This is a genomic window from Streptomyces griseorubiginosus, assembly GCF_001514195.1.
Classification (GTDB): Bacteria; Actinomycetota; Actinomycetes; order Streptomycetales; family Streptomycetaceae; genus Streptomyces; species Streptomyces griseorubiginosus.
In genome coordinates, this window is record NZ_KQ948735.1 from 838,396 (window position 1) to 851,599 (window position 13,204).

Below are 13,204 nucleotides of genomic sequence, written 5' to 3' on the forward strand. Positions count from 1 at the left end.
CTCAGAAGCGCCAGCGCGTCTGGCTGAACGGCTGTCCCTTACCGAAGCCGAAAACCGTCCGCGGCGCCACCGCATAGACGACGGCGTGTCCCGGGCCGTGATGGAAGTACCCGTCCCGTACCTCGAAGCGCCAGAAGTCGCCGTACTTCGCCTCCCACGCCGCGGCCAGCTCGCGCAGCCGGGTGTCGTCGGTGACCCGCACCGCCTCGCCCTCCACCACCAGGTCGTAGCCCTTGTCCCAGATGTTGGTGCCGGTCGTCAGCGTGACGTGCGGGTTGTGCGGGAGGTTCCGCGCCTTGCGCTCCTCGGGTCCGGTGCAGAAGTGCAGTGCCCCGTGCGCCCACACCGCGGGCAGCGGTGTGACGTGCGGGCGCCCGTCCGGGCGCACCGTCGAGATCCAGAACAGCTCGGCGGAGGCCAGCAGCGACTCGGCGTCGGCCCACGGCGTCGCCCGCGCGTCGGGGTCGCTGTAGCGCTGGTCGAGACGGGTCTCGGGTTCCTGCTCGGTCATCACGCGGCCTCCGGCTCGGGGACACCCGGGCAACCGCGGATGTCCGGCTCGACACTCCCTGTCCGACCTTTCCACCTTCCCCCTACCCACATCCCCCCACCCGCTCCCCGGCGCTTCTCCCCGCCTCTGCGGTTACGCTCGATCGACATGCAACTGGATCGGACGGGAGACCGGGGATGACCGCGGCGCCGGGGCGCAGGAGCAGTACCTTCACGCGACTGCTGCGGCACGGTTTCACCGATCCGTCCGCCGCCGAGCGGCTGCTGGACAGCCCCGAACTGAGCGCCGTACGCAATGACCCGGTGCTGCTCGAGGCCCTCGGTGCCACCGCCGACCCCGACCTCGCGCTGCACGGCCTCGTACGGCTCCTGGAGGCGCAGTCCGACCGGGAGCTGCTCGACACGGTGATAGCGGCCAAGCCCCTGCGGGACCGGCTGCTCGGCGTGCTCGGCGCGTCCGCCGCGCTCGCCGAGCACCTCGCCCGCCACCCCAGGGACTGGCACGCGCTGGTCACCTACGAGCCGAGCGACCTCCACCCCGGCGTGGCGGAGTTCGAGCGGGGCCTCGCCGAGGCCGGCGACCCCGTCTCGCTGCGCGTCGCCTACCGCCGCTGTCTGCTGTCCATCGCCGCCCGGGACGTGTGCGGCACCACCGACATCGCCGAGACCGCCGCCGAGCTCGCCGACCTCGCCACCGCGACCCTGCGCGCCGCGCTCGCCATGGCCTGCGCGGCCGCCCCCGAGGACGCCGACATGTGCCGGCTCGCGGTCGTCGCGATGGGCAAGTGCGGCGGCCACGAGCTGAACTACGTCTCCGACGTCGACGTGATCTTCGTGGCGGAGACCGCCGACGGCGCCGACGAGGGCAAGGCCCTGCGCGCCGCCACCAAGCTCGCCTCGCACATGATGCGCATCTGCTCCGAGACCACCGTCGAGGGCTCCATCTGGCCCGTCGACGCCAATCTGCGGCCCGAGGGACGCAACGGGCCGCTCGTGCGCACCCTCTCCTCCCACCTCGCCTACTACCAGCGCTGGGCCAAGACCTGGGAGTTCCAGGCCCTCCTCAAGGCCCGCCCGGTCGCCGGCGACCTCGAACTCGGCGAGAGCTACGTCGAGGCGCTCCAACCGCTGGTGTGGAAGGCCGCCGAGCGCGAGAACTTCGTCACCGACGTGCAGAAGATGCGCCGCCGCGTCGTCGAGAACATCCCCGTCGCCGAGCTCGACCGCCAGCTCAAGCTCGGCCCCGGTGGCCTCCGGGACGTCGAATTCGCCGTCCAGCTCCTCCAGTTGGTGCACGGCCGCGAGGACGGCTCGCTGCGCAGCGGCACCACCCTGAACGCCCTCCAGGCCCTCGCCGCCGGCGGCTACGTCGGCCGCGCCGACGCCGCCCAGCTCGACGAGGCCTACCGCTTCCTGCGCTCCATGGAGCACCGCATCCAGCTCTACCGGCTGCGCCGCACCCACCTCGTCCCCGAGGACGAGACCGACCTGCGCCGCCTCGGCCGCTCCCTCGGCCTGCGCACCGACCCGGTGACCGAGCTGAACCGCGAGTGGAAGCGGCACGCCTCCGTCGTACGACGGCTGCACGAGAAGCTGTTCTACCGGCCGCTGCTGGACGCCGTGGCCCAACTCGGGCCCGGCGAGATCCGGTTGAGCACCGGAGCCGCGAGGGAGCGGCTGGTCGCGCTCGGGTACGCCGACCCGGCCGCCGCGCTGCGCCACCTGGAGGCCCTCGCCTCCGGCGTCACCCGCAAGGCCGCCATTCAGCGAACTCTCCTTCCGGTGCTGCTGGGTTGGTTCGCCGAGTCCGCCGACCCGGACGCCGGACTGCTCAACTTCCGCAAGGTGTCCGACGCGTTGGGCAAGACCCCGTGGTACCTGCGGCTGCTCCGGGACGAGGGCGCCGCCGCCGAGAACCTCGCCCGTGTCCTGTCCGCCGGCCGGCTCGCCCCCGACCTGCTGATGCGCGCCCCCGAGGCCGTCGCCCTCCTCGGGGACGGCGACGGCGGCGGCCTCGCACCCCGCGGGCGCGACGCCCTGGAGCAGGAGACCCTCGCCGCGGTCCGCCGCGCCGACGGCGCCGCCCAGGCGGTCACCGCGGCCCGCGGCGTCCGGCGCCGGGAACTGTTCCGTACGGCCGCCGCCGACATCGTCGGCTCCTACGGCACCGAGACCCAGCCCGCCGAACCGGACCAGGGCGCCCTGGTCGACCTGGTCGGCGCCGCCGTGTCCGACCTGACCGCCGCCACCCTCGCCGGCACCCTGCGCGCGGTCGTCCGGGAGGGCTGGGGCGACACCCTGCCGACCCGGTTCGCCGTCATCGGCATGGGCCGCTTCGGCGGCCACGAACTGGGCTACGGCTCCGACGCGGACGTCCTGTTCGTGCACGAGCCCCGCGAGGGCGTCGACGAGCGCGAGGCCTCCCAGGCAGCCAACAAGGTCGTCTCCGAGATGCGCCGGCTGCTCCAGATCCCGAGCGCCGACCCGCCGCTGCTGATCGACGCCGACCTGCGCCCCGAGGGCAAGTCGGGGCCGTTGGTCCGCACCCTGACGTCGTACGCGGCCTACTACCGCCGCTGGTCCCTGGTCTGGGAGTCACAGGCGCTGCTGCGGGCCGAACCGGTCGCCGGGGACGAGGAGTTGGGCCGCCGGTTCATCGAGCTCGTCGACCCGCTGCGCTACCCGGCCGCCGGCCTCGGCGACGACGCGGTGCGTGAGATCCGGCGGCTGAAGGCACGCATGGAGTCCGAGCGGCTGCCCCGGGGCGCCGACCCGAAGCTGCACACCAAGCTGGGGCCCGGGGGGCTGTCGGACGTCGAGTGGACGGTCCAGCTGATCCAGATGCGGCACGGGGCGGGGGAGCCGGGGCTGCGGACGACCCGTACGCGGGCCGCGCTCGCCGCGGCGCGGGACGCCGGGTTCATCTCGGCCGAGAACGCGGCGATTCTCGACGAGGCGTGGGTGCTGGCGACGCGCGTGCGGAACGCGGTGATGCTGGTGCGGGGGCGGGCGGGGGACACGTTTCCCTCCGAGGCGCGGGAACTGGCCGCTGTGGGGCGGTACTTGGGGTACGAGGCCGGTCATGTGGGGGACATGCTGGATGATTACCGGCGTACTGCTCGGCGGGCTCGGGGTGTGGTGGAGGAGTTGTTCTACGGGGCGTAGTGGGGTTCGGATTTCGGCTGCGGGCGCGTGGGGGCTGGTCGCGCAGTTCCCCGCGCCCCTAGGTGGGTCAGCGCGATCCCTGTCAAGACGATCACCATGCCTGTCAACACCCTGGATCCCACCCTTTCGTCCAGTACCAAAGCCCCCAGCGCTACCGACACGACCGGCAACAAGTAGCCCACCGTTGACGCCGCGACCGGGCCCTCGTCCGCTATCAGGCGGTAGTTGAGGTAGAAGGTGACCCCCGTGCCCAGGATTCCGAGGGCCGTGACCGCCCCTAGCGCCGTGAGGTCGGCGGACACCGGGCCCGCTACCGGCACCGACAGGGTCGTCCACGCCGTCGCCATGAGGAGTTGGGCCGCGGAGTAGGCCAACGGGGCCTGCCCCGAGGTGAGTTTGCGGGCCATGTAGGCGAAGGCCACGGCGTAGCTCGCGGCGGCGGCGAGGAGGGCCAGGGCGCCCCAGGTCAGCAGGCCCGAGCGGTGCCAGGGGGCGAAGATCAGGACGGTGCCGGCGAAGCCGAGGAGCAGGCCGGTCAGCCGGAGCGGACGCAGACCGCGGTCCGTGCCCAGCAGGACCCCGATCAGCAGGGACCACAGCGGAGTCGTCGCGTTCAGGACGCCCGCGACGCCGGAGTCGACGGTCTGCTCGCCCACCGCGAACAGGGCGAAGGGGACGGCGTTGCAGAACAGGGCCGCCACGACCAGGTGACCCCAGGTGGCGCGGGACCGGGGCAGGCGCTGGCCGGCGGCCCGGGCCAGCAGGAACAGCACGGCCGTCCCCAGCGCGCACCGCGCGATCGTGATCTGGGCGGGGGACAGGCCGTGGTCGAGGGCCAGCTTGATCCAGAGGAACCCGGAGCCCCATAGGAGCGCGAGAACACCCATGCGAAGGGTGGAGGCGGGAGACATGACTCCACCGTCCCCGACCGGACTTGTGAGGACAAGTGAAAGATCCTGGAGTTATCGTTAAGCTGGAGTACATGCTTGATGTGCGACGGATGCAGATGCTGGCGGCCGTGGTGAGCACCGGTTCCGTCACCGCGGCCGCGGCCCGGCTCGGGTACACGCCCTCCGCGATCAGCCAGCAGGTGGCGGCGCTGGAGAAGGAGGCCGGGACCGAACTCCTCGAACGGGTCGGGAGGGGTGTGCGGCCCACCGCCGCGGGGCTGCTGCTCACCGAGCACGCCGACGCGATCGGCCGGCGAGTCGCCGAGGCGGAGACGGCCCTCGCGGACCTGCTCGCGGGCCGCACGGCCCGCCTCTCGGTGCGCTACTTCGCCACGGCCGGGGCACGTCTGGTCGCCCCCGCGGTGGCCCGGCTGCGGTCCGAACGGCCCGGCGTGCGGATCGAGTTGAAACTGGCCGGCCCCGACCCGCTGCCGGACGTCCGGGAGGGCCGGGCCGACCTGGCCCTGGTCGTCGGACCGGGTGACCACGACGGCGTACGGCTGCTGCACCTGCTGGACGACCCCTACCTCGCCGTGCTGCCGAAGGCCCACCCCCTCGCGGCCCGTCGCACCCTCCGGCTGACCGACCTGGCCGACGAACCCTGGGTCGGCAGCGAGTGGCCCGGGCCGTGTCTCGACGCCCAGCTCGGCGCCTGCGCGGCAGCCGGGTTCCAGCCCCGCTTCGTCGTCGACAGCGAGGACTACGCCACCGCACAGGGCTTCGTCGCGGCGGGACTCGGGGTCACCCTGATCCCCCGTCTCGGCCTGGGCGGACGGCACCCCGACGTCGTCGTACGCCCGCTGAGGGGCCCGGAACCCACGCGGGCGATCCAGGCGGCCGTACGGGAGACGGCGTCGCCGCAGTCGGCCCTGGAGGCGTTCGTCGCCGCGCTGCGGGAGGCGGCCGCGAGCTAGCTGGGCCGCCCTCTGTGCGGAACGGTCCTCGGCAGCCGGTACGGCAGCGTCCCGTACCAGAGCCGGGCCACCGTGAAGCCGAACAGCAGGCACAGGACACCGCCCACCGCGTCGAGCCAGAAGTGGTTGGCGGTGGCGACGATGACCAGCAGGGTCGCCACCGGGTACAGGAGGCCGAGCACCCGCACCCACGGCACCGACGCCAGCGCGAAGATCGTCAGCCCGCACCACAGGGACCAGCCGATGTGCATGGACGGCATCGCGGCGTACTGGTTGGACATGTGCTTGAGGTCGCCGGAGGCCATCGAGCCCCAGGTCTGGTGGACCATGACGGTGTCGACGAAGTCACCGCCGTTCATCAGCCGCGGGGGCGCCAGCGGATACAGGTAGTAGCCGACCAGTGCCACGCCCGTGGTCGCGAACAGCACCAGACGCGTCGCCGCGTACCGGCCCGGATGGCAGCGGAAGAGCCACACCAGGACGCTCAGCGTCACGATGAAGTGCAGGGTGGCGTAGTAGTAGTTCATCCCGACGATGAGCCAAGTCACCGAGTTCACCGCGTGGTTGACGGACTCCTCGACGGCGATGCCGAGATGGTGCTCCATCCGCCAGATCCAGTCGGCGTTGCGCAGGGCCTGCGCCCGCTGCTCCGGCACCGCGTTGCGGATCAGCGAGTACGTCCAGTAACTGACCGCGATCAGCAGGATCTCGAACCAGAGGCGCGGCCGGCGCGGGGTGCGCAGCCGGCGCAGGAGACGGGGTCGTTCCGAGGCCGTGAGGGAGTCGGGAACGGCCGTGTTCTCACGGTCTTCCAGACTGGTCACGGTCGAGTCACCCATAGACACAAAGTCTGCCAGAAAGGCCCTGTCCCCCCGATCATCCCCTGGTCGGGTTCGGGCCGCATGTCCTACGGCGGGAAGACTGTCCCCTTCTCCTCCCCGGGATGTGGATAGCGCCCGGTTCCTCCGCCCTGTGGAGGAGGGGGGGAGGAGGGGGTTCCTCGGGGTGGCGTCCGCTACGGCCGCGTGCGTTCCCCGGGCGCCGACGCCGTGGAACCCCGTACCACCAGCTCCGGCATGAACACGAACTCGCTGTGCGGCGCGGGCGTTCCGCCGATCTCCTCCAGCAGTGTCCGCACGGCCGCCTGCCCCATGGCCGGCACCGGCTTGCGGATCGTCGTCAGCGGCGGGTCGGTGAAGGCGATCAGCGGGGAGTCGTCGAAGCCCACGACCGAGACGTCCTTCGGCACGTCGAGGCCCAGCTGCCGGGCCGCCCGTATCGCGCCGAGCGCCATCATGTCGCTCGCGCACACCACCGCCGTGCAGTCCCGCTCGATGAGGGCCGTGGCCGCCGCCTGGCCGCCCTCCAGGGTGTAGAGCGAGTGCTGGACCAGCTTCTCCTCGACGGTCGCGGCGGGGAGGCCGAGCTGGTCCTGCATGGTGCGCACGAACCCCTCGATCTTGCGCTGCACCGGCACGAACCGCTTGGGGCCGAGGGCCAGGCCGATCCTGGTGTGCCCCAGCGACACCAGGTGGGTCACCGCAAGGTTCATCGCGGCACGGTCGTCGGGGGAGATGAAGGGCGCCTGCACCTTCGGCGAGAAGCCGTCCACCAGCACGTACGGCACGCCCTGCGCCCGCAGCTGCTCATAGCGCTGCATGTCCGCGGAGGTGTCCGCGTGCAGTCCGGAGACGAAGATGATGCCCGCCACGCCCCGGTCGACGAGCATCTCGGTGAGCTCGTCCTCCGTGGAACCGCCCGGGGTCTGGGTGGCGAGCACCGGGGTGTAGCCCTGCCGCGTCAGCGCCTGCCCGATCACCTGGGCCAGGGCCGGGAATATCGGGTTCTCCAGCTCCGGGGTGATCAGGCCCACCAGACCCTCGCTGCGCTGCCGCAGCCGGACCGGGCGCTCGTATCCCAGGACGTCGAGTGCGGCGAGCACGGACTGGCGGGTGGTCGCGGCGACGCCGGGCTTCCCGTTGAGGACGCGGCTGACCGTCGCTTCGCTCACCCCCGCCTGAGCAGCGATGTCGGCTAGCCGTGTGGTCACGGCACCGGACTGTACCGGCCGTATCGTCATCGCGGTCCCTCTGTTCTGGTCGGCGCAGCTTGTCCCGCAAGGGGATGATTCCCGTGCGGCACCAGGATGGCAAGAGCTTGCAGAGTCTTGCACAGCCGGTCGCACCCTGTTCCATCCCGGTAAACGAGCGTCTCGCGAGGGTCGCCGTGAGGTCACGCCCGGATAACTTCAACCGGCCCTTGCAGTTTTTTGCTGCAAGGTCTTTCGCAAGTCTTGCATCGCTGTTACGTTCGGCGACGCCCGGCGGAGAAGGCGGACGGGACCCCCTTCGCAGCACAGCAGTACAGCAGCACACGGGCCATCACCCTCAAGGAGATCTCATGCGGCGTGGCATAGCGGCCACCGCGCTGGTGGCGTCCTTCGCCCTCGCGGCGACGGCCTGCGGCGGAAGCGACAGCGGCGACAAGGCCGACGGTCCGGTCACCATCACCTGGTGGGACACCTCCAACGCCACCAATGAGGCGCCGACGTACCAGGCCCTGATCAAGGACTTCGAGGCCGCCAACAAGAACATCAAGGTCAAGTACGTCAACGTCCAGTTCGACCAGGCGCAGAACAAGTTCGACACCGCCGCCGGTGCCAGCGGCGCCCCCGACGTGCTGCGCTCCGAGGTCGGCTGGACCCCCGCCTTCGCCAAGAAGGGCTACTTCCTGCCGCTCGACGGCACCGAGGCCCTCGCCGACCAGGCCAAGTTCAAGCCCAACCTGATCGAGCAGGCCAAGTACGACGGCAAGACCTACGGCGTGCCGCTGGTCACCGACACCCTCGCTCTGGTCTACAACAAGCAGCTCTTCCAGAAGGCCGGCGTCGAGGCCCCCAAGACCTGGGACGACCTGAAGAAGGCCGCCGCCACCATCAAGGACAAGACCGGCGTCGACGGCTACTGGGGCTCCACCCAGGCCTACTACGCCCAGACCTTCCTCTACGGCGAGGGCACCGACACCGTCGACGCCGCCGCGAAGAAGATCACGGTGAACTCGGCCGCCGCCAAGAAGGGCTACGGCACCTGGCTGAGCCTCTTCTCCGGCAAGGGCCTGCACAAGGCCGACACCACCGCCGACGCCTACGCCCACATCCAGGACGCGTTCGTCAACGGCAAGGTCGCCGCGATCATCCAGGGCCCGTGGGAGATCACCAACTTCTACAAGGGCTCCGCGTTCGCCGACAAGAACAACCTCGGCATCGCCACCGTCCCGGCCGGCTCCACCGGCAAGGCGGGCGCCCCGACCGGCGGCCACAACCTCTCGGTCTACGCCGGCTCGGACTCCGCCCACCAGAAGGCCGCGCTGAAGTTCGTCAACTTCATGACCTCCGCGAAGTCCCAGGCGACCATCGCGCTGAAGAACTCCACGCTGCCCACCCGCGACGACGCCTACACCGACCAGGTCAAGGCTGACCCGGGCATCGCCGGCTACGGCACGGTCCTCGCCGCCGCCCAGCCCCGCCCGGCCCTGCCCGAGTACAGCTCCCTGTGGGGCCCGCTGGACACCGAGCTGCCCAAGGTCGCCGGCGGCAAGGAGTCCCTGGACAAGGGCCTGAGCAACGCCGAGACCGCCATCGCCAAGCTGGTGCCGGACTTCAGCAAGTGAGCCCGCGTGGCCGCCGGATCTCCCGGACTTCGGGGGGAGGGATCCGGCGGCCACCGGCCTGCGCCCGGCCGTGCCCGGCGGGCCGCGTCGCCCAGCCACTTCTCAGAGCCGCAGAACTTCCAGAAGGTGTCGAACATGACAGTCGCCATCGACCGCGCCACCGGCAAACGCCACGGTGACCGCGCTCCGCGGCCCGGGCTGGGCCAACGCCTGAAGCAGGGCTACCAGAAACACTGGTACGCCTACGCGATGACCGCCCCGGTGGCGGTCGTCATCGGTGTCCTCGTGCTCTACCCCCTGGTGTACGGCGTCTACCTCACGCTCACCGACGCCAACAGCCTCAACACGGCCCGCACGATCGGCGTCAACCACATCGACGCCACCTACAAGTTCATCGGCCTGCACAACTACGCCGACATCCTCTGGGGCGACACGGCCTACGACCGCTTCTGGTCGCACTTCATCTGGACGATCGTCTGGACGGCCCTGTGCGTCGCCCTGCACTACTGCATCGGGCTCGGCCTCGCGCTGCTGCTCAACCAGAAGCTGCGCGGACGGGTCCTGTACCGCCTGATCCTGGTGCTGCCCTGGGCCGTGCCCACCTTCGTCACCGTCTTCGGCTGGCGGTTCATGCTCGCCGACGGCGGCGTCATCAACAGCGCCCTGGACGCGCTGCATCTGCCGAGCCCGTCCTGGCTGGAGGACACCTTCTGGCAGCGCTTCGCCGCGATCATGGTCAACACCTGGTGCGGAGTGCCGTTCATGATGGTCTCGCTGCTCGGCGGGCTCCAGTCCATCGACGCCTCGCTGTACGAGGCCGCCGAGATGGACGGCGCGAGCGCCTGGCAGCGGTTCCGCTACGTCACTCTCCCGGGCCTGCGCTCCGTCAGCTCCACCGTCGTCCTGCTCGGCATCATCTGGACGTTCAACCAGTTCGCGGTGATCTTCCTGCTGTTCGGCAACACCGCGCCGGACGCGCAGATCCTCGTCACCTGGGCCTACTACCTGGGCTTCGGACAGCAGCCGCGTGACTTCGCGCAGTCGGCGGCGTACGGCATCCTGCTGCTGGCCATCCTGATCGTCTTCACCTCCTTCTACCGCCGCTGGCTGAACCGCAATGACCAGCAGCTCGCGATCTGAGGACGGAGTCCCCATGAGCACGACCACAGTCGAGACCCCGGCCACGGTGAGCGAGCGGACCGCCGAGGCGCCCCGCCGGACCCGCGGCCGCGGTGACAAGAGCCTCGCCGGCTCCCTCGCCTCGCACGGCATCCTGATCGTCGCGAGCCTGATCGCGCTGTTCCCGATCGTCTGGCTGATCTTCCTGTCCCTCGGCCCGGACAAGGACGACTACCTCCATCCGGGCGGCATCTGGAAGAAGATGACGTTCGACAACTACTCGTTCGTCCTCCAGCACACCGAGTTCTTCAGCTGGCTCAAGAGCTCGCTGATCGTCTCGCTCGGCACCACGGTGATCGGGGTGCTGATCGCGGCGACCACCGGGTACGCCGTCTCCCGGATGCGCTTCCCGGGCTACCGGAAGTTCATGTGGGTGCTCCTGGTCACGCAGATGTTCCCGGTGGCCGTCCTCATGGTCCCGATGTACCAGATGCTCTCGGACCTCAAGCTCATCGACAGCTACCTCGGGCTGATCCTCGTGTACTGCTCGACGGCGGTGCCGTACTGCGCCTGGCTGCTCAAGGGGTACTTCGACACCATCCCGTTCGAGATCGACGAGGCCGGCCGGGTCGACGGGCTGACCCCCTTCGGCACGTTCGCGCGGCTGATCCTGCCGCTGGCGCGGCCCGGACTCGCGGTGGCCGGGTTCTACAGCTTCCTGACCGCGTTCGGCGAGGTCGCGTTCGCGTCGACGTTCATGCTGTCCGACACGAAGTACACGTTCGCGGTGGGGCTCCAGAGCTTCGTCAGCGAGCACGACGCCCAGCGGAACCTGATGGCGGCGACGGCGGTGCTGATCGCGATACCGGTGTCGGTGTTCTTCTACCTGGTGCAGAAGAATTTGGTCACCGGGCTGACGGCGGGCGGCACGAAGGGCTGACCGCCGGTTGAGCCGCGAAGGCCGTCGGTTGTCTGCCGCGCCGTCGTGGCTGGTCGCGCAGTTCCCCGCGCCCCTGTGTGAGGGGCTTCGCCCGCTCACACACCTCCATACCCGAGGCGGCCGCAGTGTCCATCCGACCCCGCTGTCATTGCGGCCGCCTCGTCACCCTCACCTCATACCTTTGACCTGATGAACCCGTTACCCATCAAGGACGCCATGACCCAGCAGCACTCCGCCATCGCCCCGGCCCCCCACCCTGCCGAAGCCAAGCGCAGCGACTGGTGGCGGGACGCGGTGATCTACCAGGTCTATCCGCGCAGCTTCGCCGACAGCAACGGTGACGGCATGGGGGATCTGGAAGGCATCCGTACCCGACTGCCGTACCTCCGCGACCTCGGCGTGGACGCCGTGTGGCTGAGCCCCTTCTACGCCTCGCCGCAGGCCGACGCCGGCTACGACGTGGCCGACTACCGTGCCGTGGACCCCATGTTCGGCAACCTCCTGGACGCCGACGCCCTCATCCGCGACGCCAGGAACCTGGGCCTGCGCACCATCGTCGACCTGGTCCCCAACCACTCCTCCGACCAGCACGAGTGGTTCAAGCGGGCGGTCGCCGAGGGGCCCGGATCGCCGCTCAGGGAGCGCTACCACTTCCGCCCCGGCAAGGGCGAGAACGGCGAACTCCCGCCCAACGACTGGGAGTCCATCTTCGGCGGCCCCGCGTGGACCCGCGTCGAGGACGGCGAGTGGTACCTCCACCTGTTCGCCCCCGAGCAGCCCGACTTCAACTGGGACCACCCCGCCGTCGGCGACGAGTTCCGCTCCATCCTGCGCTTCTGGCTGGACATGGGCGTGGACGGCTTCCGCATCGACGTGGCCCATGGCCTGGTGAAGGCGGACGGCCTTCCCGACCTTGGATCCCACGACCAGCTCAAGCTGCTGGGCAACGATGTCATGCCGTTCTTCGACCAGGACGGTGTCCACGAGATCTACCGCCAGTGGCGGCTCATCCTCGACGAGTACTCCGGCGAGCGCATCTTCGTCGCCGAGGCGTGGACCCCGACCGTCGAGCGCACCGCGAACTACGTCCGCCCCGACGAACTCCACCAGGCCTTCAACTTCCAGTACCTGAGCACCGCCTGGGACGCGGAGGAGCTGCGCGGGGTCATCGACCGCACGCTGGAGGCGATGCGCCCGGTCGGTGCCCCGGCCACCTGGGTGCTCTCCAACCACGACGTCACCCGCCACACCACCCGCTTCGCCAACCCGCCCGGCCTCGGCACCCAGATCCGCACGGCAGGCGACCGGGAGCTGGGCCTGCGCCGGGCCCGCGCCGCGACGCTGCTCATGCTGGCGCTGCCCGGCTCGGCGTACATCTACCAGGGCGAGGAACTCGGCCTCCCGGACGTCGTCGACCTCGCCGACGAGGTCCGCCAGGACCCGGCGTACTTCCGCGGCGCCGGCCAGGACGGCTTCCGCGACGGGTGCCGGGTGCCGATCCCGTGGGCGCGCGAGGGATCGTCGTACGGCTTCGGCACGGGCGGCAGCTGGCTGCCCCAGCCGCCGGAGTGGGCGGAGCTGAGCGTGGAGGCGCAGACCGGAGACCCGGACTCCACCCTGGAGCTGTACCGCTCGGCCCTCGCCGTCCGGCGCGAGCGGCCCGACCTGGGCGCCGGCGACGCGGTGGAGTGGCTGCGGGCTCCCGAGGGCGTCCTCGCCTTCCGGCGCGGACAGTTCGTGTGCGTCGCGAACACCAGTGGCGAGTCGGTGACGACTCCGGCGTACGGCCGGCTGCTCCTGGCCAGCGGTGAGGTCGCCGAGGCCGACGGGGACGCGAAGGTGGCGGCCGACACGACCGTGTGGTGGACGACCGCCTGAGCACCCGCGAAAGGAATCACCGGGCCCTGAGGGGGGCCCGGTGATTGTTTTTCCAGGGC

The 13,204-nt window shown here is 70.7% G+C and carries 10 protein-coding genes; 6 read left to right on the forward strand and 4 right to left on the reverse strand.

Annotated elements, in window-relative coordinates:
* Position 1: 1 nt before the first annotated feature.
* Positions 2–511 (reverse strand): pyridoxamine 5'-phosphate oxidase family protein, encoded by a 510-nt coding sequence (locus AQJ54_RS10135; protein ID WP_062236165.1) that lies wholly within the window; start codon positions 509–511, stop codon positions 2–4.
* Between the two features lie 176 nt (positions 512–687).
* Here AQJ54_RS10135 and AQJ54_RS10140 point away from each other — a divergent pair, with 176 nt between their 5' ends.
* Positions 688–3,675: a bifunctional [glutamine synthetase] adenylyltransferase/[glutamine synthetase]-adenylyl-L-tyrosine phosphorylase gene (locus AQJ54_RS10140; RefSeq protein ID WP_062236168.1), complete on the forward strand. Its 2,988-nt coding sequence runs from the start codon at positions 688–690 to the stop codon at positions 3,673–3,675.
* Here the strand turns inward: AQJ54_RS10140 and AQJ54_RS10145 are convergent.
* A complete protein-coding gene (locus tag AQJ54_RS10145; protein WP_063806406.1) occupies positions 3,663–4,586 on the reverse strand; it encodes a DMT family transporter in 924 nt (307 codons plus the stop codon). The two genes, AQJ54_RS10140 and AQJ54_RS10145, sit on opposite strands and share 13 nt — an antisense overlap.
* Positions 4,587–4,657: 71 nt before the next feature.
* Between AQJ54_RS10145 and AQJ54_RS10150 the strand changes: the two genes are divergently transcribed.
* Positions 4,658–5,539, forward strand: a complete 882-nt coding sequence (locus tag AQJ54_RS10150; protein WP_062236169.1) for a LysR family transcriptional regulator — start codon at positions 4,658–4,660, stop codon at positions 5,537–5,539.
* On the opposite strand, the gene AQJ54_RS10155 is transcribed toward AQJ54_RS10150, so the two are convergent.
* The gene (locus AQJ54_RS10155; protein ID WP_062236172.1) at positions 5,536–6,378 is read right to left on the reverse strand and encodes a phosphatase PAP2 family protein; all 843 of its coding nucleotides are present in this window, start codon (positions 6,376–6,378) and stop codon (positions 5,536–5,538) included. The two genes, AQJ54_RS10150 and AQJ54_RS10155, sit on opposite strands and share 4 nt — an antisense overlap.
* A 176-nt stretch (positions 6,379–6,554) precedes the next feature.
* Positions 6,555–7,589 (reverse strand): LacI family DNA-binding transcriptional regulator, encoded by a 1,035-nt coding sequence (locus AQJ54_RS10160; protein ID WP_030325414.1) that lies wholly within the window; start codon positions 7,587–7,589, stop codon positions 6,555–6,557.
* Positions 7,590–7,939: 350 nt separating this feature from the next.
* Between AQJ54_RS10160 and AQJ54_RS10165 the strand changes: the two genes are divergently transcribed.
* From AQJ54_RS10165 to AQJ54_RS10180, 4 genes are all read left to right on the forward strand, one after another.
* Complete coding sequence (locus tag AQJ54_RS10165) at positions 7,940–9,208, forward strand: extracellular solute-binding protein (RefSeq protein ID WP_062024950.1); 1,269 nt, start codon at positions 7,940–7,942, stop codon at positions 9,206–9,208.
* Positions 9,209–9,343: 135 nt separating this feature from the next.
* Positions 9,344–10,348, forward strand: coding sequence for a carbohydrate ABC transporter permease (locus AQJ54_RS10170; RefSeq protein WP_062024948.1), 1,005 nt, complete (start codon positions 9,344–9,346; stop codon positions 10,346–10,348).
* A gap of 13 nt (positions 10,349–10,361) precedes the next feature.
* Positions 10,362–11,267 carry a sugar ABC transporter permease gene (locus AQJ54_RS10175; protein ID WP_030325422.1) on the forward strand — a complete coding sequence of 302 codons (906 nt, stop codon included), beginning with the start codon at positions 10,362–10,364 and terminating at the stop codon, positions 11,265–11,267.
* Positions 11,268–11,483: 216 nt separating this feature from the next.
* Positions 11,484–13,145: a glycoside hydrolase family 13 protein gene (locus tag AQJ54_RS10180; protein ID WP_062236175.1), complete on the forward strand. Its 1,662-nt coding sequence runs from the start codon at positions 11,484–11,486 to the stop codon at positions 13,143–13,145.
* Positions 13,146–13,204 lie beyond the last annotated feature (59 nt).

Coding starts and splice junctions, on each gene's coding strand:
- AQJ54_RS10150 (WP_062236169.1), top strand. CDS start 4,658: ATGCTTGATGTGCGACGGATGCAGATGCTGGCGGCCGTGGTGAGCACC.
- AQJ54_RS10165 (WP_062024950.1), top strand. CDS start 7,940: ATGCGGCGTGGCATAGCGGCCACCGCGCTGGTGGCGTCCTTCGCCCTC.
- AQJ54_RS10155 (WP_062236172.1), bottom strand. CDS start 6,378: ATGGGTGACTCGACCGTGACCAGTCTGGAAGACCGTGAGAACACGGCC.
- AQJ54_RS10180 (WP_062236175.1), top strand. CDS start 11,484: ATGACCCAGCAGCACTCCGCCATCGCCCCGGCCCCCCACCCTGCCGAA.
- AQJ54_RS10135 (WP_062236165.1), bottom strand. CDS start 511: ATGACCGAGCAGGAACCCGAGACCCGTCTCGACCAGCGCTACAGCGAC.
- AQJ54_RS10140 (WP_062236168.1), top strand. CDS start 688: ATGACCGCGGCGCCGGGGCGCAGGAGCAGTACCTTCACGCGACTGCTG.
- AQJ54_RS10175 (WP_030325422.1), top strand. CDS start 10,362: ATGAGCACGACCACAGTCGAGACCCCGGCCACGGTGAGCGAGCGGACC.
- AQJ54_RS10145 (WP_063806406.1), bottom strand. CDS start 4,586: ATGTCTCCCGCCTCCACCCTTCGCATGGGTGTTCTCGCGCTCCTATGG.
- AQJ54_RS10170 (WP_062024948.1), top strand. CDS start 9,344: ATGACAGTCGCCATCGACCGCGCCACCGGCAAACGCCACGGTGACCGC.